Source organism: Actinokineospora sp. NBRC 105648 (assembly GCF_030269645.1).
Lineage (GTDB): Bacteria > Actinomycetota > Actinomycetes > Mycobacteriales > Pseudonocardiaceae > Actinokineospora.
The window spans coordinates 20,770-39,380 of sequence record NZ_BSTR01000013.1; the positions used below are offsets into that span (position 1 = coordinate 20,770).

Here is an 18,611-nt window from a genome sequence, read left to right on the forward strand (position 1 = left end):
ACATGACGTGATCGCCACCGCAGTCCTGGCCGCCGTTCTACTGGCCGCCACCCCGGCCGAGGACGACTCGGCCCCGCGCCTGAGCATCGCGGTGGACAACACGCACGCCTCGGCGGTGGCGGGCGACCGGCTCACCTACACCGTGACGGTCCGCAACCTGGGCGCCACCGACGTCAGCGGGCTGGGCGTCACCCAGAGCGTGCCCGCCGGGCTGCACTTCGACACCGCCGAGCCGGACGGGCGGCCGCGGTCGGGCGCCGTGGCCTGGACCGTCGACCTGCCGCCCGCGGCCGAGGCGGTGTTCCACTCCACCATGACGGTCGTGGACACCCCGGCCGACCAGCTGCGCGTCGCCACCGTCGCGTGCGCGCGCACCGCGGGCGAGGACGGGCCGCCGCTGGTCTGCGCCTCGCACTCGGCGCAGCTGCCCGCGGGGGCGGCCGCCGCGGCCCAGGCGCGGGCACCGGAGCCGTGGATGGCCCGCAACCGGTGGTACGTCGCGGGCGGGCTGATCGTGGCGGCGGGCGGCGCGCTGGTCGTCCGGCGCCGTTTCTCCGGGCGCGAGGAGCAGGCGGAGGACGAGTAGGGCGCAATTCATCGAATTACCACCGGGAATTGGTGTCCGCTACCCATCCGGCGAACGCCCACTAGGCCACCCGGCGGAGTCGAGTTCGAATTCCCGCTACTCCCAGAGTTTCCCTTGGGAGTACTGGGAATGAAACACGACACAACTCCGGGTAGCTACCGGCCGGTTGGTACTCCCCGTCCAGAGCAGTGCGCGCACGACGACGTGCGCACCCGGTGAGGAGATCGTGAAAGTTTGTCCGAGATTGCCCGAAATACCTCACGCAGCGTTCCCGAATGGCCGACCAGGTAACTGACACACCCGCGCGCGAGACCTCGGCGGCCCCCCGAAAAACGTCGTAACGACAAGGGATCGACCGCGATCCACTGGTTGTTTCGTGACGATCATCGGGGACTGGACGAGGGGAACCACCATGGATGTCGTTGTGCCCGCGCACAACGAGGAGTTCGTGATCACCGGGTGCCTGGACCGGCTGGCCGACGCGACCTCGGTGAACCGGGTCATCGTGGTGGCCAACGGTTGCACGGACCGCACGGTCGAACTCGCCCGCGCGCACCCCAGCGCGCCGGAGGTCGTCGTGGTGGAGCGGCCCGGTAAAGCGGGCGCGCTCAACGCCGGTGACGCCCGCTGCGCCACGTTCCCCCGGGTGTACCTCGACGCCGACATCGAGCTCAGCGGCCCCGGCCTGGACGCCCTGGCCACCACGGCCAAGGACACCGACGCCGAGGCCGTGATGCCCGCGGTCCGCCTGGACCTGGCGGGCGCGTCGTGGCCGGTCCGCCGCTACTACGCGGTGTGGCAACGGCTCCCGGCGGTCAACAGCTCCTCGGCCGGGCGCGGGGTGTACCTGCTCACCGCGACCGCGCACGAGCGGGTCTTCCCGATGCCCACCGACCTGATCAGCGACGACGGCTATGTCTCCCAACGGGTCCCGCAGGACTCGCGGGCGCTGGCCACCGAGGCGGTCGTGGTCGTCAAGGCCCCCAAGGACGTGCGCAGCCTGCTGCGCCGCAGGCAGCGGGTGCACCAGGGCAACACCGGGCTGCCCCAGGGGAAGGCGGGCTCCACCGGCCTGCACACCATGGCCGAGCTGGTGCGCACCCGGCAGGCGGGCCCCGTAGACGTGCTGGTGTTCGTCGGCATCACCGCGCTGGCACGGCTGCTGGTGCGCACCCGCCGCGGCCCGGTCGAGTGGGGCACCGACCAGTCGACCCGGACGGCGGTCGCCGTCGACTCGTAGTCCACAAAGGACTCCAGTGCCGCCCTTATACCACAGGGTCCGGACTCCACCCCCGGTTGGGATCCACCCAATCGGCGCTGACCCATGCCCGCACGGGCTGCTAACTTCGGTTTCGGGCGAACATCTGGGGAGGGTGTTACACCGAAACCGAAAAGCTCACCGGCGCCACCGATCGGTCGCCGGTGATCCCGTGCGGCCGAACCCCGGCCGCGACTCATTCGCTTCCCACACAACGGAGGACGACTGTGTCCAGAAACGGCAGAATCGCCACCGCGCTCACCGCGGTGGCCGCGGCGGTGGCCGTCGCGATCGCGGTCCCCGCGGTCGCGAGCCCCGGCCCCGCACCGGTTCCCGCACCGGCGGGGACCACCTCGACGACCTACACCAGCGGCTTCGAGAGCGCGGACTGGCAGGGCTGGTCCCCCGAAGACGGCGGCAACTCCCGCGGCTGGTGGATCGACCACTCCACCGCCCAGGCGCACGGCGGCACGACCTCGCTGAACTACCAGCTCGACGGCACCTGGGACAACGGCACCATCTGGATCGAGAAGGTGTTCACCGGCCCGGTGAACACCGCGGTCCCGGTCACGGTGTCCTACTGGGCCTGGAGCCCGGCCGCGGGCGGCCCCGGCGCGGGCATCTGGGCCACCACGGCCTCGGTGCAGAACACCGACCACGTCCTGGGCAACACCGCGGGCAACGCCCCGTGGACCAACCTCGGCACCTGGGACCACACCCCCGAGCACTACTACGGCAGCTGGCACCAGTACACGGTGTCGACCACAGTGGACACCACGGTGTCCAGCGGCGCGATCAACGTCGCCATCGCCCTGCACGCCAACTTCGAGTCCAAGCGCACCTACCTGCACTTCGACGACGTCTCCGTCACGATCGGCTGAGGGGAAAACCCATGTCCAAGAGACTGATCGCCGTCGCCGCCGCCCTGCTCACCGCGGGCGCCACCCTCACCGGCCCCACCGCCACCGCCGCCCCGGACTCCACTGGCCCGAACCCCACCAGCCCGAACTCCACGACGGCGGTGACCCACACCTACGACTTCGAGAGCGCCGACCTCGACTCCAACTACGACGACGGCGAGACCTCGGGCTACTGGGTCGACCGCGACACCGCCCAGGCCCACGGCGGCACCAAGTCGGCCCGCTACCGGATCCGCTCCTTCACCTCGGCGGGCAAACCCTGGATCCAGTGGGTGTACTACTCCCCGCAGCAGTCCGCCGCCCTCCCGGTGAGCATCAGCTTCTGGGTCCACACCACAGCGGGCGGCCCCGCCAACACCTGGTCCGCCGCCGCCTACGCCGCCACCACCGACGCCCACGACGACACGGGCTCCCCGACAGCGGGCTGGCAGTACACCTCGGTGACCCAGACCAGCGGCACCTGGAAGAAGTACACCTTCACCACCACCGTCAACACCATCGGCAAGTCCGAGCTCTACACCGCCGTCGGCATCAAGGCCACCTTCCCCGCCACCAGGACCTACTACATCGACGACGCCACAGTCACCGTGGGATAGCAAGTCCACAGTAGAGACTCCATTCCAGACAGTCCTCGGGCAGTATGCACTTCGCCTCACCCCACCCCACCCCACCCGGCTCCCCTCCCACTCTGACCCTCGTCAGAACGGGCTGCCTCCACTCCCCACTCTCACCCCTCCTAAATGGAACTCGCCCAGCGCACTGCTGGATTGGGTGAACCTGTTTTGTCTGGGGAGAAAAGAGGCGCTAGCCTGGCCCAGGCGGTGGGTATCCCTTTCCCACCCGCTCTACCCACTGCGCCTCTTTTCTTAGGGGCCCCAGACAAAACAGGTTCACCCGATCCAGCCCCACAGCACAACCCGCGCAACCACCCGGGGCTCACCTACCCCAGCGCCGACAGCACCCGCGCCCGCAAGAGAGCCAGAACCAGCCCCTAGACATGCAACCGTCCGGCTGCCTAAGCTACTCACGCAGCCGGACGGCTGCATATCCACAGGAGGGCACCGCACGCACGAGGACCACGCACGAGGACACAGGAGCGGCACCATCGACGACGTCTTCCGGGCCCTGGCCGACCCCAGCAGGCGCGAGCTCCTCGACCGGCTCAACGCCCAGGACGGCCAGTCCCTGCGCGAGCTCTGCGCCGGTCTGGGCATGACGAGGCAGTCGGTGAGCAAGCACCTGGCCGTCCTGGAGGCGGCCAACCTGGTCACCGCCCGCTGGCGGGGCCGGGAGAAGCTGCACCACCTCAACGCGGAGCCGATCGGCGCCATCGCCGACCGCTGGATCAGCCGCTACACCCGCGAGCGCGTGCACCTCCTCGCCGACCTCAAACGAGCTCTGGAGCAACCGATGGCGCAAGAGGACTTCGTCTACACCACCTACATCAAGACCACGCCGGAGCAGCTGTGGCAGGCGCTGACCGACCCGGCGTTCACCAGCCAGTACTGGGGGGCCACCTTCACCAGCGAGTGGACCACCGGCGCGGAGATGACCTGGCACGAGAACGGCGTCACGATCACCGACCCGGCCCAGGTGGTGCTCGAGGCCGACCCGCCCAGGCGGCTGTCCTACACCTGGCACACGCTGAGCCGGGAGTGGGCCGACTCGCACCAGGCCGACCCCGAGGTGGTGGCGCGGATGGCCGCCGAGCCGCGCTCGCACGTCACCTTCGAGATCGAGGAGCAGGACGGGCAGGTCCGGCTGACCGTCGTGCACGGCGGGTTCGGCGCGGGCTCGGAGCTGCGCGAGGGCGTCAGCCAGGGCTGGCCGAAGATCCTCGCGGACCTGAAGTCGCTCGTGGAGCAGCGGGCCTAATCCGAACGGTCGGCAAGTACACGAACCATCAACGTTTCACCCGATCTCGTTACTAAAGACCCTTTCTGACGCTCCGGCCACACTCTGCGTATAGCTGACACCCCAGATCCCCGGCCGCCCCTCCGGTCGGGGACCGGTTCAGCCCGACTCAGCTCGACGAATGCCACAGAGCGTCCTATCCAGACGATCAGGCCGCCGGTGATCACCGGAAGTCTGCCGTCATGGGCGGCAAACTCGTGCGTACCAACCATGCGAAACCGCCGGGCAGTCCGATGTGGACACTCTGGCGGACCGCGGACCGCGAGACGCAGGCCGGCACCGACACCGAGCCGGAACCCAGGAAGGGACACACCATGAGTTCGGAAACCGGACGCCGGAAGAACCGCCGCTTCGCCGCCCTGGCGATCGTGGGCGGTGTGGTCGGCAGCACCCTGCTCACGCTGTCGCTGACCGGCACGCTCTCGGCGTTCACCGCCGCGATCACCAACACCACCGACACGGTCACCACCGGGTCGCTGGTGCTGCGCGAGACCGACGGCACCAACACCTGCATCAGCACCAGCTCGGCCACCAACTCGGCCAACTGCGCGACCATCAACAAGTACACCGGCACCACGCTGGTGCCCGGCGGCACGGCCACCAAGACCGTCACGCTGGCCAACGACGGCACGGTCACCCCGGCCACCTTCACCCTGACCCCGGGCACCTGCACGCAGTCCGGCTCGGTCAGCGGCATCACCCCGGCCACCGACTTCTGCACCCAGATCAACCTGAAGATCTACGCCGCGGCCACCGCCACCGGCACCCCGATCTACAACGGCAGCCTCTCCGGCTTCACCGCGGCGCTCCCGCTGACCCCGCTGGCCCCGGCGGCCACCCAGGCCTACACCTTCGTGGTGTCGGTGCCCTCCTCGCTGGGCAACACCTACATGGGGCTCACCGCGTCGCAGCCCCTCACCTGGACGTTCAGTTCCTGACCGGGTGGCAGACGAGCAGTCGCCCGACGGGCGGCGGGGCACCCGCCCCGCCGCCCGTCGGGTCGTGGTCACCGCGCTGGTGGGCCTGGTCCTGCTGGGCGCGGTCGCCACCGTGATCACCTGGCGGGCCACCGGCGGGCGGTGGCTCTCGGTGGACACACCGTCGATGGGCGAGGCCGCACCGGTGGGGACGCTCGTGCTGACCAGACCCACCAGCCTCGCCGAGCTCCAGGTCGGCGACATCATCTCGTTCAAGCCACCCGGCGGCGGCCCGATCCACACCCACCGGCTGGTCGCGGTCGACGGGTCCACCCTGCGCACCAAGGGGGACATCAACGGCGCCGAGGACGGCGTGCCGCTGCGCGAGGAGGACGTGCTGGGCAAGGTCGTCGCCCGCTGGTGGGGCCTGGCCTGGCTGGTCAAGGCGCTGCCGATCCTGGCCTTCGGCGGCCTGGCGGTGTGGCTGCTGACCCGCTGGACCGGCCCGAGGTGGCGCACCCCGCTGCGGCTGGTCGGCTACCCGCTGGTGGTGTGCGTGGCCGTGGTGGTGCTGCGGCCGCTGGTGGGGGCCACCCTGCTGTCCACCTTCGCCGCCGTGAACGAGACCAGGGCCACCGTGGTCTCCACCGGGATCCTCCCGATCCGGGTGAGCACACCGGACGGCCGGTACGCCGACCTGCGCGCGGGCCAGGTCAGCGACCTGGTCAGCACGGCCACCGACGACCGCGGCCACCTCCCGATCACCATCGACGCGCACATGCCGCTGTCCTGGTGGGTGGTCTGCCTGCTGCTGTGCGCGGTCCCGCTGGTGCTGTCCCTGTTCGTCCGGCCGAAGGTGGTGCCATGACCAAGCGACGCCTCGCCGCCCTCGCCGCGGTGGTCTTCGCGCTGTGCGCGTACCTGGGTACCAGCCCGACCCTGAGCGCCTACACGGCGAGCGTCGTGAACACGAACGACACGATCTCGATGTACGTCAACAACTGCCGCGCGACCGCCCTGGCCGACAGCGCCACCCGGCTCTACCCGCTCAACGAGAACACCGGCACCACCGCCTTCGATGTCTCCCCGTCCGCGGCCAACGGCGTCTACCAGGGCGGCAGGCAGTCGGTCAGCTCATCGCCCTACCCGTGCGTGCGCGACGTGGGCAACTTCGCGTCCGTCGACACCACCCACTACGTCTCCACCACCGGCACGCTCCCGGTGAGCGCCACCACGAGCTCCAGCCACGAGGCCTGGTTCCGCACGGTGAACAGCCAGGGCGTGATCACCGGCATGGGCGACCTGGCCACCGGCGCCTCCACCAAGAAGGACAACCTGCTGATCATCACCGCCCTCGGCCGGGTGGGGTTCCTGACCTACAACCTGCTGAACTACGAGATCACCTCCCCCTTCGCCTACAACGACGGCGCTTGGCACCACGTGGTCGGCGTGCACGACGCCAGCTTCGGCATCCGGCTCTACCTCGACGGCGCCCTGTCGGCCTCACTGTCCGGCGGCCACCCGGAAACCTTCAACGGCTACGTGCGAATCGGTTATGAGAGCACGTTGGGTTACGTCAACGGCTTCGCCACCCAGACCCTGTCCCACTTCGTGGGGAACTTGGCTTTCGTGGCGTACTACCCGTACGCGCTCACCGCCGCCCAGGTACTCGCGCACTACAACTCCGGCCGCTGATCAGCTCAGACACGCCGGGTCGGCCAATGGCTGCCAGGTAGGGATCAGTCGACCCGGCGGTTGGTGGCCACGATGGCCTGCCGGACCTGGTCGACCACTGGATATCGGCGTCCGCCCGGCGCAGTGGCGCGCGACCGACAGTGTGGGACATTCGCGCCGAGGGATCAGGCGATCGAGACGGCGTCCGCCGGCTGGGTGCGGCGGGCGCGTTGTTCGGTGGGGTCGGGGATGGGCACGGCGGCCACCAGCTGCCTGGTGTACTCGGCCGTCGGGGTGCGCAGGACCTCGTGGTGGGGGCCTTGTTCCACCACCTGGCCGCGGTGCAGGACCGCCACGCGGTGGGCGAGGCTGTCTACGACGGCCAGGTCGTGGCTGATGAACAGGCAGGCGAAGCCGTGTTCGCGTTGCAGGTCGGTGAGCAGGTCCAGGACCGCCGCCTGGACGGACACGTCCAGGGCGCTGGTGGGTTCGTCGGCGATCAGGAGGGCGGGGTTCAGGGCCAGCGCCCGGGCGATGCCGACCCGCTGGCGTTGGCCGCCGGAGAGTTCGCGGGGGCGGCGTTTGGCGTAGCTCGCCGGGAGGCGGACGGAGTCCAGCAGCTCGGCCACCCTGGCGCGGTAGTCGTTGCCGCGCAAGGTCTTGTGCACTTTCAGCGGCTCACCGACGCAGTCCTCAATGGACAACCGTGGGTTCAGTGAGCCGCCCGGGTCCTGGAAGACGAAACCCAGGTGGCGGCGGGCGGTTCGCGGGTCGCCGCCGAGGACTGACACCGTGCCGGTGGTGGGGTGCAGCAGGCCCGCCGCGACCCGGCCCAGGGTGGACTTGCCGGAGCCGGACTCGCCGACGAGGCCGACGACCTCACCCTGGCCGATGTGCAGTGAGACCCCCTGTACCGCGAGGAAGTCCTTGAACCGCACCGAGATGTCGGTCAACCGCAGGGCGTCGACCGGGGCGGGCAGGGCGGCCGCGGGTGCTCGGTGGCCCAGGCGGGGCACGGCGGCCAGGAGTTCGCGGGTGTAGGCGCGGGTGGGGCGGTCGAACAGGTCCGCGACGGGCGCCTGTTCGACCAACTCACCGCGGTGCATGACCGCGACCCGGTCGGCGAGGTCGGCGACCACGCCCATGTTGTGCGTGATCAGCAGGATCGCCGTGCCGAGGCGGTCGCGCAGGTCGCGCAGCAGGGACAGGATCTCCGCCTGCACGGTGACGTCCAGCGCGGTGGTCGGCTCGTCGGCGATGATCAGCGACGGCTCGTTGGCCAGCGCCAACGCGATGACCACGCGCTGTTTCTGGCCGCCGGAGAGCTGGTGGGGGTAGTAGCGCACGCGCGTCGCCGGGTCGGGGATGCCGACCAGGTCGAGCAGGCGGACGGCCTCCTGACGGGCCTGGGCGCGGGTCAGGCGGCGGTGCGCGCGGAGCACGGCCGCGATCTGCCAGCCGACGGTGTGGACCGGGTTGAGCGCGGTCGAGGGCTCCTGGAAGACCATGGCGACCTCCGTGCCGCGCACCCGCCGCAACGCTTCCTCACCCGCACCGACCAACTCGCGTCCACCCGCGCCCTCCTCACCAGGTTCTCCTTGCGCGCCAACGGGTCCGCGCGGTGAGTCCTGATCGCCGCCCAACCGCACGCTGCCGCGGACCGTGGCGGTGTCCGGCAGCAGGCCCAGGATCGCCTTGGCCGTCACCGACTTGCCCGAACAGGACTCCCCCACCAGCGCCAGGATCTCCCCCGGCGCCACCGCGAAGTCGATGCCCCGCACGGCTTGCACCGCACCGAAGGACACCGACAGGCCCGAGACCGTCAGCACGCTCATCGTCGCCACTCCCTAGTCGTAGACGCGTTCGGCCTCGGCCCAGAGCCGGGCGACGAGCTTGGGGTCGTAGTCGGCCTGCGCGCCCGGTTCGTAGCGCACCGAGGTCAGCGCGCCGGTGAACGGGAACGTGCGCTCGCGGGTGTGCAGGTCCCAGTCGACCGGGCCGCCGCGGTCGGCGCCGACGCTGATGCCGGTGAACGGCGCCATGCCGATCAACTGCGGCACCGGGCCGAGCCCCGCGGACTCGGATCCGATTTCCAGCACCAGGTTCCACTGGAAGTCGGGCAGCGCCTCGGCGCTCAGCCGGACGTCGACCGGGCCCGGTACCAGCGGCACCGGGCCGGCGCGGTGGACCTCGCCGTAGGCGTTGTAGGTGAGGTGCGCGGCGCCGTCCTCGACATACACGACGTAACCGCCGCCTTGGTCGCCATGGGCGAAGAGGACACCACGATCGGATGGATCATGGTCGAGGGACGCGGTGGCGGTGAAGTCGCGGAACTGGATCAGCTGCGCGGACCGGTAGCGCTCCAGCAGCGGCGTGCCCGGGTACAGGGTCACCGGCCGCTCAAAACGCTCGTCCGACGGCCTGCGCAGCTCGGCGGCGGGACCGTGGTCGGTGAGCGGGAAAACCGTGTTGTGCCAAGCCGCCTCTTCCCAGGCGGCGGCCAGCTCGGCCAGCTTCTCCGGGTGCTCGGCGGCCACGTTCGTCGTCTCGGTCGGGTCCTCGGCGACGTGGTAGAGCTCCCATTCGCTGTCGTCGTAGGGCTTCCCGGGAATGTGCCGGGTGACGACCTTCCAGCCGTCAGCGTAGTAGCCGCGGTTGCCGCCGGTCTCCGTGTACTGGCTGGTGTGCACGCTGGGCCGCTCGGCGTCGCGCAGCAGAGCGGCAAAACTGACGCCGTCCTGGTCCGCAGCCGGAACTCCTTGGCGCTGCGGCAAACGCGGCACACCGGCTAGTTCGAGCAACGTCGGCGTCACGTCCGTGACGTAGGTGTACTGGTGGCGCAGTCCCGGCTCGAGCCCAGCGGGCCAGTGCACGACGAACGGGGTGCGCACACCGCCCGCGTAGGTGTCGAACTTGTAGAGCCGGAACGGGGTGTTGGACGCCTGGGCCCACCCGCGCGGGTAGTGGATCGTGGTCTGCGGACCGCCCAGCAGGTCGACCTCGCGGGCGACATCACGCTCCCAAGTGGACGGAACACCCGGCACGTGCACGAACTGGCTGAAGTAGCTCCGCGTGCCCTCCGGGCCGCCCTCGGCGGTGGCGCCGTTGTCGGAGGTGAACACGATGACGGTGTTGTCCAGCTCGCCGTGCTTGCGCAGCGCGGCGACGATCCGACCTAGGCTCTGGTCCACATTGTCCAGTGACGCGGCGTAGACCTCCATGTACCGCGCGAAGAGCTCCCGCCGCGACTCCGGGATCTCCGTCCACGGCAGCACGTCGCGCCTGGGCTCGCTGTTGCGCGGCGGCAGCACCGTGCCCTCGGGGAACAGGCCCTCGGCGAGCTGCTTGGCGAAGCGGCGCTCGCGGATGACGTCCCAGCCCACGTCGTAGCGGCCGCGGTAGCGCTCCAGGTCGGCGGGCTTCGCGCCGAGCGGGCCGTGCATGGCGTGGTGGGCGAAGTAGAGGAAGAACGGCTTGTCCGGGTCGTTGGCCCGCAACGTGTCGATCATGCCGACGGCCCGGTCGGTGAGGTCGTCGGTGAGGTAGTAGCCCTCGGGGTAGTCGCCGACGTCGTAGGGGCTGTTGTCCCAGACCAGCCGGTGCGGGTGGTGCAGGTTGGTCAGGCCCTCCAGGCTGCCGAAGTAGCGGTCGAACCCGCGCTGCAGCGGCCAGGACCCGCGGTCGGCGGCGTCGTGGCTCGCGGCGTCGCGGGTCAGGTGCCACTTGCCGACGGCGAAGGTGGCGTACCCGGCCGCGCGCAGCGACTCGGCCACCGAGGGCGCGTCGTCGGGCAGCTGGAAGGAGTACGCGGGGTAGCCGGGGTCGGCGTTGGCCGGGAACGCGAAGCCGGCGCGGTGCGGGTTGAGGCCGGTGAGCAGCGCCGCGCGCGAGGGCGAGCAGAGCGGGGTGGTGTGGTAGTTGGTCAACCGCAGGCCACCAGCGGCGAGCGCGTCCAGGGTGGGCGTCTCGACCTCGCCGCCGAACGGGCCGATGTCGGCGTAGCCCAGGTCGTCCACCAGCACCACGACGATGTTCGGACCACCGGGGCGCCGCTCGGCGGGCCAGCCCGGGCGCGACTCGGCGAACGTGCGGCCGACCTGGCCGCTGAAGTCGCGGTAGCCGCGGGCGTGTTCTGGGATGGTCATCGAGCGGGTCCTTTCTCAGGCGCCGCGGGCGGCGTTCGCGGCTTGGGCGATCAACTGGAACCCCAGCACGAGCACGGCGGTGACCGCCAGGGGTCCGATCGCGAAGAGGGGGTTGAGGTCCAGGTAGCGCAGCGAGGTGGTCAGCACCGCTCCCAGCGAGGGGTGCGGTGGGCTCACACCGATGCCGAGCACGCTCATCGCCCCCTCGATGAACACCGCGACCGACATGGACAGTGCCAACTGGACGAGCACCGGCTCCAACGAGTTCGGCAGCACGTGTGTGCGCAGGATGTGCCCGCGCCCGGCCCCCACCACCTCGGCGGCGGTGACGAACTGCGACTCGCGGACCCGCAGCACCGCGGCCCGCAGCAGCCTGCCGAAGATCGGGATCTCCACCGTGACCACCACGATGACCACCGAGGTGGTGCCCGGCCCGATCACCGCGGCCAGCCCGATGGCCAGGATCAGCTGCGGGAAGGCGAGCAGCACGTCGAAGAGCCGCTGCACGGCGACGTCGAGCACGTTGTTCAGCGTCGCCAGCGCCCCGATGGCGCAGCCGAGCAGCGCGCCGGCGGGCACGGCCCCGAAGCTGATCAGCAGGTCGACCCGGATACCCGAGAGCAGCCGGGCGAGCACGTCGCGGTTGAGGTCGTCGGTGCCGAGCAGGTGCTCGGCGGAGGGCCCGAGCAGGTTGGCGCCGGGGATCTGCTCGTACGGGTCCCAGGGGACGAGCAGCGGCCCGATCACCCCGAGGGCCACCACGACACCCACCAGGACGAGCCCGACGAGCCCCTTGCCCCGCCGGAACGTGGTGGGCCGCTGGGGAACGGCTACCTCCACCGGTTCCTCGGCCGTGGCGGTCGGGTCGGTTGCGGTCATGCGGCGGCCCCCAGCCTGATCCTCGGGTCCAGCCACGCGTGGATCACGTCCGTGAGCAGCTGGACCAGCACGAACACGGTCACCGACAGCATCAAGAGCACCTGCACCACCGGGTAGTCCCGCCGGGTGATGCCCTGTTCGACCAACAGCCCCAAACCGGGCCAGGCGAAGATCGACTCCACCAGTACCGCACCGCCCAAGAGGGCACCGGTCTGAAGGCCGAGCGTGGTTATCGCTACCGGCAGCGCCCCGCGAAGAGCGTGTCGGAGCACTACCTCCCGACGCTTGACCCCGGCAGCACGAACCGTGGTCACGTAGTCCTGTCGCAGCTCTCCGCGCAGGGTCTCGGCGAGGAAGCCGGTAAGCACACCTGCCACCGGCAGCCCCAGACACACCGCAGGTAAGACCAGGTATTGCACCGTGATGTCGACCCGGTCCAAGAGCCCATTGGGAGGCACTCCCCCCGTCGGCAGCACGCGAAACAGCACGCCGAAGACGATGATCAGCAGCACCCCGGTGACGAAGGTCGGTAGCGCTACCGCCGCTGTGTGGAACGCGGTGAGCGCGCGGTCGACCCACCGGCTGCGGGTAGCCGCCCATAGCGGTCCGAGCAGCAGCGCGACGAGCACCGCCAGCACCAAGGCCGCCAGGGTCAGCGTGACCGTGTTGCCCAGGCCGTCGCCGACCAGCTCGGCGATGTCGCCGCCGATCAGGTACGACCGCCCGAGGTCACCGCTGAGCAGGCCGCCGATCCACTGCCCGTACTGGGTGACCACCGGCAGGTCCAAGCCGAGGTCGTGCCGGATCGCGGCCACCACCTCCGGTGACGCGTCCGGGCCCGCGAGGGCCGCGGCCGCGTCACCGGGGATCGCCCGCAGCACCAGGAAGATCAGCACTGAGGCGAGCCAGAGCACGATCAGCGCCGAGGGCGCCCGGCGCAGCAGGTAGCGGGTCATCCCAGGTAGGCCTTGCTCAGGTCCAGCTCCCGCCTGCGCGACCAGTCCACGTCGTGCAGGTTCGACCGGGTGACGAACTGCTCGAAGACCACGCCGATCTCGGCGAGGAAGGCGTTGTCGAGGAGCTGGTTGGACAGCGTCTTGTAGGCGGCGGTGGCCTCGGGACCGGTCGCGGTCGGCAGCTGCCACGCCTTCTCGGCGGCGGCGGTGTACTCCGGCGACAGGAAGTGCGAGGAGTTGCGGCGGGCGTTGAACGGGTAGGCGCTCACGGTCAGCGTGGACGGGGAGAACTGCGCCCACGAGTGGCTGGTCGTCCACAGCCCGGGGAACTGCGCGCCGATGAGCTGCTTGACGAACTGGGTGGAGTCGACCGGGGTGAGCTTCACCGTGATGCCCGCGTCGGCCAGGTCCTTCTGCACGACCTGGGCGATGGCGGTGTAGACCTGATCGTTGCCGACGTAGGCCAGCGGGATCTCCGGCACCGGCTTGCCGTACTCGGCCAGCAGCGCCTTGGCCTTGGCGATGTCGTGCCGGTAGCGGCCGTCGAGCTCCTGGTCGTAGGCCGGGCTGGTCTTGGGCCAGGGCAGCGAGACCGGGTAGCCCTTGTCCCGGAAGACCTCCTTGATGATCCGGTCCTTGTCCAGGGCGTAGGCCACGGCCTGGCGCACCCGCGCGTCCTCGAGCCCGGGGGCGGTCACGTTCAGGCCGACGTAGGCCTGCAGCTCGGCGCCCTCCAGCTGGACCGCCTTGACGCCCTCGGTGGTGGCGGCCGACTCCGCGTCGCGGTAGCCGACGCCGCGGGCGAGCTGCACCTGGCCCGAGCGCACCGCGGCGACGAGCGACTGGCTGTCCGGGATGACGCGGACGTGCACGCCGTCGAGGTAGGGCGCGCCGTCCCAGTAGTCGGCGTTGCGGGAGAACTTCAGCTCGGTGTTCGGCTTCCAGGCGTCGAACTTGAACGCGCCGGTGCCGACGAACCGCTTGCCGGTGGCGATGTCGGCCGCGGACTCCGAGTCGATCACCGGCACGGTGTCGAGCAGGTCGAACAGGTTGCTCACCGGGTGCTCCAGGTGCAGCACCACCTCCTGGGCCGACGGCGTGTCGATCGAGGTGATCGTCTTCGCGGTGCTGAGCAGCTGGCCGTTCCACTTCGGGTCGGCGTAGGAGGCGAGCGAGAACTTGACGTCGGCCGAGGTGAACGGCCGTCCGGTGTGGAACTTCACACCGTCGCGCAGCTTGAGGGTGAGGGTCTTGCCGCCGTCGGCGGCCTGCCACTCGGTCGCCAGCGCGGGCTTGGGCTCGAGCTTGTCGCGGTCGTAGTGCACCAGCGTGTCGTAGACGAGGCCGACCAGGGTGGTGATCGCCACGTTGCTGTTGGTGAACACGTTGCCGGGCACCAGGTCCAGGTTGACGCCCACCTCGGCGACACCACCGGGCTTGGGGGTGGCCGAGGCACCGGCGCCGCCGGTCTGGGCGTCCACGGCGGACTGGCAGGCGGTGGCGGCGAGCAGCACGGCGGCCGCCGCCGTGGCCTTGAGCGTCGCGCGTCTGGTCAGTGCGGTCATCGGGTGGGCGCCTTCCTGGCTGGTGGTTCCGAACGCGGGGCGGGTTCGAGGAGGTCGAGCGGGTGGTCGAAGAGCCGGTTGAGCAGGCCGGTGCACGCGGCCGTGGCCTGCAGCGTGGGGCCGAAGCGGGTCACCGAGACGATGTCGGCGCCGGGCAGGGTCGTGGTGGTGGCGAAGGCGTGCAGCAGGTCCGGCAGCCGCTCGGCCGGGTCGGTGATCGCCTGGCCGCCGAGCACCACCCGGTCGGGGTTGAGCGCGTCGCGCAGCAGGCCGACGGCCCGGCCAAGCGCGGCGGCCCGGTCGGCGAGCAGCCGCTGGGCCGCCGGTTCACCCGCGCGGGCGGCGGCGCGGACCAGGCGGATGTCCGGCTCTGCGACGACCCCTTGGCGCACCGCGTTCTCGGCCACGGTCCGGTCGGCCACGGTCGCCTCCAGGCAGCCGGTGGACCCGCACGGACATCGGGTGTCGCCGCCGATCGGCAGGTGCGCGATGCTGCCGCCGCCACCGGGGCCGCGGTGCAGCGAGCCGTCGACCGCGAGGACCATGCCGACGACCTCGCGGGCGTAGAAGTACAGCAGGCTCGACACCCGCGGCCCCCAGCCGAAGAGCAGCTCCGCGTTGGCCATCGCGGCGACGTGGCCGTCCAGGTGCACGGGGTAGCCGGTGGCGCGGTGCAGCAGGTCGGCGGCGGGCACCCGGTGCCAGCCGAGGCGCTCGTGGTCGAGCAGGCCGCGCTCGGTGTCGACCAGACCACCGCTCGCCAGGCCGATGCCGACCACGGTGCGCCGGGACCAGCGGCGCAAGAAGGAGCGCACCTTTCCCGCTATGTGGGCAAGTGCGTCCTCCGCGCTGCCGGGAGGTGTTGGGATTTCCTCGGAGTCCAAGAGGTTCCCGCGCAGATCCGCGAGTCCGTAGGTGGTGGTGCTCACGCCGATGTGCACGCCGCACGCGGCGAAGACGGTGTCGTCGAGGTCGATCGGCACCCGCGGCCTGCCGATCGCGCCCGCCGGGACCAGCTCGGGGAACTCCCGCAGCAGACCGATCTCGATGAGCGCGGCCACCTGCCTGCTCACCGTCGGCATGCTCAGCCCGGTGTGCTCGCCGATGGCCGCGCGGGAGAGCGGACCCTCGCGGCGGATCACCGCGAGCACCGCGGCGGCGTTGGCCGCGCGGACGCCGGTGCGCGGCGGGCGCAGGGTGTCGGTCAAGGGGAACCTCTCGCGGATGCCCGCTTTTGTTCGGCGGACTGGAAAAGGACACGGGTGGCGTCGATGGGGTACCGGTGGTGGTCAACGACAGCGGTGCACAGCCGAAGACTCCGTTCGTCCACACGGGATGTCAACGACGTCCGGGATATGGAATTCGGTCACCCACTTATTTTCAGTGCTTGACGGAAGCTTGTTGACCGCGCTGGGCCGTTCGTACCGTCGAGGAGCGGGGCCGCCCGCCCGCAGCCGCGATCGCGGCGCCACCCCTTGGAAAGGAACCGCTGTGAGCCTGTCTGTGGAAAGCGTGGGAACCGAGGACCAGGCGGTCTCCGTGGTCCGCCTCGGTTCGGCCATCGGCGCCCGGGTCGACGGCGTGGCGCTCGGCGGCGACCTGTCCGCCGACACCGTCGCCGCGATCCGCGCCGCGCTGCTCAAGCACAAGGTGATCTTCTTCCGCGGCCAGCAGCACCTCGACGACGCCGGCCAACTCGCGTTCGGCGAGCTGCTCGGCAGCCCGACGCTGGCGCACCCGACCGTGCGCGGCCGGGAGAACGCCAACGTCCTGCCGATCGACTCCGACTACGGCAAGGCCAACAGCTGGCACACCGACGTCACCTTCGTCGACCGGGTGCCCGCGATCTCCATCCTGCGCGCCGTGCACCTGCCGCCCTACGGCGGCGACACGACGTGGGCCAACACGGTGGCGGCCTACGAGTCGCTCCCCTTGTCGCTCAAGGCTTTGGTTGACGGCCTGTGGGCGCTGCACACCAACGCCTACGACTACGCGGCCAACATCGACGAGCTGCGCATCGGCGGCGTCGACGTCAAGACCGAGCAGTACCGGGCCGAGTTCGTCTCCGACGTCTACGAGACCGAGCACCCGGTGGTGCGCGTGCACCCGGAGACCGGCGAGCGGGCGCTGCTGCTGGGGCACTTCGTGAAGCGGCTCATCGGGCTCACCTCGACCGAGTCGCAGGCGCTCTACCAGCTGCTGCAGGCCAGGGTGACCCGGCTGGAGCACACCGTCCGCTGGCACTGGGAGGCCGGCGACGTCGCGATCTGGGACAACCGCGCCACCCAGCACTACGCCGTCGCCGACTACGACGACCAGGCCCGCAGGCTGCACCGGATCACCCTGGCGGGCGACGTCCCGGTGAGCATCGAGGGCACCCCCAGCGTCGTGCGCACCGGCGACGCCTCGCACTACTCGGCGCTGTAGGCACCTTTTTGTCCACTATGGACTGATCGGTCCGCGGACGTGGAACCGTCGACCACGGGGGGAGCGGGCCCGCCCGCTCCCCCCGTCGGCAGGCAAACAGGTGAGTCAGCCGCGCAGCAGGAGGTGGCGGTCTCGCCAGGCCAGGCGGAGCAGGGTGAGCGAGCCCGCGGACAGGCGTGGGTCGAGGCGGTCGATGGCCTCGTCGGTGAAGGGGATGTCGGATCGGCCGCCCTCACCGATCACGGTCCCCTCGTCGTTGGTCTTGACCAGTCCCGCGAAGAGCCGGTCGAAGACCTCGTCGTCGACCACGGCGACCGTGCGCTGGCTGGGCCCAAGGGTGAGGGCGTCCATGACGATCCCGTAGTACCAGAGCCGGAAGCGGCCGTCGGCCCGAGCGGCACCGAAGGACCGGAACGGTTCGGCGGTGTAGTCGACCGGGCTTGACCCGTCGGGTTCCGGGTTGCCGAGGAACTCCTCCGCGTACTCGCGCATGATGTTGCGCCACAACGAGAAGTCGGCGCCGCGGTTGGCGACCGAGGTGGGCTGGAACCCGCCCGCGGGCATCACCGTGCACAGGCCGCCGCCGTCGGCCACCGCCCGGCCGTCGCGCTGGTGCAGGACGAACCGGTGGTCGCCGTCCCGGCCGCGCCGGATGGTCAGCGTGATGATCCCCGGCGACATCACCCGCCGCGCGGGGTCGAAGGGATCGCCGAGTGCCGCCCGCAGCGGCAGGGCGCCCCAGCGCGGCAGCGATCCACCCGCGGCCAGCCACGCCGCCTTGAACTCGTGGGCGAACGCCTCCCTGGCGTCGAACCCGGCGAAGAACGTCGTCAGCCCGAAGGTCAACGTGAAACCGTTGTCCCGCTTGACCTCCAGCAGCCGGTAGCTGGGGCGGTCGTCGAACAGCAACGGCCGCGCGAGATCTCGGACGGCGTGGCTGGGGGTGGCGTACCGATCGCCCGCCGCCGTCAGCGGCAGCACGTGGTCCGCCGACCCGAGCCGCGGCAACGGTTGTTCGGCGAACGAGGCAACCAGGACGACCTCGTCCAGCTCGACGGGCTCGGCCAGCAGCCAACCGGAGCCGGTCAGCACGTGCCCACCGTCGGCGTGCTGGTCCCTGGAGTACAGGCGCAGCGCCGATTCCGAGAGTTCCCGCCCCAGAGCGCCCGGGGCCCGCCGAATCCGCAACCACTCCTGCTGACTGCGGCGCACCAGGTCGGAAACGGCCGGTGCCGCGTCCCGCTCCATCGGATACCTCCGAGAATCGAGGTCTTGCCACCGGCACTCGACCGACGGGAGGACGTGTCGGGACCCGGCCAGTCTGGCACAAGCGCATGGACCGGTCCGGGCACCGCGCGCCATCAGTACCA

General features: G+C 70.7%; 16 protein-coding genes. 9 read left to right on the forward strand and 7 right to left on the reverse strand.

The annotated features are described in order from the left end of the window. The first annotated feature begins 7 nt into the window (after positions 1–7). From QSK30_RS14375 to QSK30_RS14410, 8 genes are all read left to right on the forward strand, one after another. Positions 8–586: a hypothetical protein gene (locus QSK30_RS14375; RefSeq protein WP_285503103.1), complete on the forward strand. Its 579-nt coding sequence runs from the start codon at positions 8–10 to the stop codon at positions 584–586. 412 nt (positions 587–998) lie between these two features. Beyond that, the gene (locus QSK30_RS14380) at positions 999–1,826 is read left to right on the forward strand and encodes a glycosyltransferase family 2 protein (protein WP_285503104.1); all 828 of its coding nucleotides are present in this window, start codon (positions 999–1,001) and stop codon (positions 1,824–1,826) included. 245 nt (positions 1,827–2,071) lie between these two features. Then, a complete protein-coding gene (locus QSK30_RS14385; RefSeq protein ID WP_285503106.1) occupies positions 2,072–2,725 on the forward strand; it encodes a hypothetical protein in 654 nt (217 codons plus the stop codon). An 11-nt stretch (positions 2,726–2,736) separates the two neighbouring features. Then, positions 2,737–3,360, forward strand: a complete 624-nt coding sequence (locus QSK30_RS14390; protein WP_285503108.1) for a hypothetical protein — start codon at positions 2,737–2,739, stop codon at positions 3,358–3,360. Between the two features lie 508 nt (positions 3,361–3,868). Next, a complete protein-coding gene (locus QSK30_RS14395; protein WP_285503231.1) occupies positions 3,869–4,639 on the forward strand; it encodes an ArsR/SmtB family transcription factor in 771 nt (256 codons plus the stop codon). Positions 4,640–4,992: 353 nt separating this feature from the next. Further along, a complete protein-coding gene (locus QSK30_RS14400) occupies positions 4,993–5,616 on the forward strand; it encodes a hypothetical protein (RefSeq protein ID WP_285503109.1) in 624 nt (207 codons plus the stop codon). A 4-nt stretch (positions 5,617–5,620) separates the two neighbouring features. Continuing rightward, a complete protein-coding gene (locus QSK30_RS14405) occupies positions 5,621–6,463 on the forward strand; it encodes a S24/S26 family peptidase (protein ID WP_285503111.1) in 843 nt (280 codons plus the stop codon). Next, positions 6,460–7,290 (forward strand): LamG-like jellyroll fold domain-containing protein, encoded by an 831-nt coding sequence (locus QSK30_RS14410; RefSeq protein WP_285503112.1) that lies wholly within the window; start codon positions 6,460–6,462, stop codon positions 7,288–7,290. The genes QSK30_RS14405 and QSK30_RS14410 overlap by 4 nt, the downstream gene beginning before the upstream one ends. A 164-nt stretch (positions 7,291–7,454) precedes the next feature. On the opposite strand, the gene QSK30_RS14415 is transcribed toward QSK30_RS14410, so the two are convergent. Genes QSK30_RS14415 through QSK30_RS14440 form a run of 6 tightly spaced genes read right to left on the reverse strand, consistent with a single transcriptional unit; the run spans position 7,455 to position 16,022 of the window. After that, positions 7,455–9,104 (reverse strand): dipeptide ABC transporter ATP-binding protein, encoded by a 1,650-nt coding sequence (locus QSK30_RS14415; protein WP_285503114.1) that lies wholly within the window; start codon positions 9,102–9,104, stop codon positions 7,455–7,457. Between the two features lie 12 nt (positions 9,105–9,116). Then, the gene (locus QSK30_RS14420; RefSeq protein ID WP_285503115.1) at positions 9,117–11,414 is read right to left on the reverse strand and encodes an arylsulfatase; all 2,298 of its coding nucleotides are present in this window, start codon (positions 11,412–11,414) and stop codon (positions 9,117–9,119) included. 15 nt (positions 11,415–11,429) lie between these two features. Then, positions 11,430–12,293 carry an ABC transporter permease gene (locus tag QSK30_RS14425; protein WP_285503116.1) on the reverse strand — a complete coding sequence of 288 codons (864 nt, stop codon included), beginning with the start codon at positions 12,291–12,293 and terminating at the stop codon, positions 11,430–11,432. Continuing rightward, complete coding sequence (locus QSK30_RS14430; protein ID WP_285503117.1) at positions 12,290–13,249, reverse strand: ABC transporter permease; 960 nt, start codon at positions 13,247–13,249, stop codon at positions 12,290–12,292. Before QSK30_RS14430 ends, QSK30_RS14425 begins: the two co-directional genes overlap by 4 nt. Continuing rightward, positions 13,246–14,814, reverse strand: coding sequence for an ABC transporter substrate-binding protein (locus QSK30_RS14435; protein ID WP_285503118.1), 1,569 nt, complete (start codon positions 14,812–14,814; stop codon positions 13,246–13,248). Before QSK30_RS14435 ends, QSK30_RS14430 begins: the two co-directional genes overlap by 4 nt. Next, positions 14,811–16,022 (reverse strand): ROK family transcriptional regulator, encoded by a 1,212-nt coding sequence (locus QSK30_RS14440; RefSeq protein ID WP_285503119.1) that lies wholly within the window; start codon positions 16,020–16,022, stop codon positions 14,811–14,813. Before QSK30_RS14440 ends, QSK30_RS14435 begins: the two co-directional genes overlap by 4 nt. Before the next feature lie 283 nt (positions 16,023–16,305). Here QSK30_RS14440 and QSK30_RS14445 point away from each other — a divergent pair, with 283 nt between their 5' ends. Next, positions 16,306–17,241, forward strand: a complete 936-nt coding sequence (locus tag QSK30_RS14445; RefSeq protein ID WP_285503120.1) for a TauD/TfdA dioxygenase family protein — start codon at positions 16,306–16,308, stop codon at positions 17,239–17,241. A gap of 105 nt (positions 17,242–17,346) precedes the next feature. Here QSK30_RS14445 and QSK30_RS14450 read toward each other — a convergent pair whose 3' ends face one another. After that, entirely contained in the window at positions 17,347–18,489 is a 1,143-nt protein-coding gene (locus QSK30_RS14450) for an XRE family transcriptional regulator (protein ID WP_285503121.1), read from the reverse strand. Between the last annotated feature and the right edge of the window lie 122 nt (positions 18,490–18,611).

Bases quoted from the DNA above. Each gene is read 5' to 3' on its own strand.
- QSK30_RS14380 (WP_285503104.1), top strand. From the start codon at position 999: ATGGATGTCGTTGTGCCCGCGCACAACGAGGAGTTCGTGATCACCGGG.
- QSK30_RS14390 (WP_285503108.1), top strand. From the start codon at position 2,737: ATGTCCAAGAGACTGATCGCCGTCGCCGCCGCCCTGCTCACCGCGGGC.
- QSK30_RS14400 (WP_285503109.1), top strand. From the start codon at position 4,993: ATGAGTTCGGAAACCGGACGCCGGAAGAACCGCCGCTTCGCCGCCCTG.
- QSK30_RS14410 (WP_285503112.1), top strand. From the start codon at position 6,460: ATGACCAAGCGACGCCTCGCCGCCCTCGCCGCGGTGGTCTTCGCGCTG.
- QSK30_RS14415 (WP_285503114.1), bottom strand. From the start codon at position 9,104: ATGAGCGTGCTGACGGTCTCGGGCCTGTCGGTGTCCTTCGGTGCGGTG.
- QSK30_RS14420 (WP_285503115.1), bottom strand. From the start codon at position 11,414: ATGACCATCCCAGAACACGCCCGCGGCTACCGCGACTTCAGCGGCCAG.
- QSK30_RS14425 (WP_285503116.1), bottom strand. From the start codon at position 12,293: ATGACCGCAACCGACCCGACCGCCACGGCCGAGGAACCGGTGGAGGTA.
- QSK30_RS14430 (WP_285503117.1), bottom strand. From the start codon at position 13,249: ATGACCCGCTACCTGCTGCGCCGGGCGCCCTCGGCGCTGATCGTGCTC.
- QSK30_RS14435 (WP_285503118.1), bottom strand. From the start codon at position 14,814: ATGACCGCACTGACCAGACGCGCGACGCTCAAGGCCACGGCGGCGGCC.
- QSK30_RS14450 (WP_285503121.1), bottom strand. From the start codon at position 18,489: ATGGAGCGGGACGCGGCACCGGCCGTTTCCGACCTGGTGCGCCGCAGT.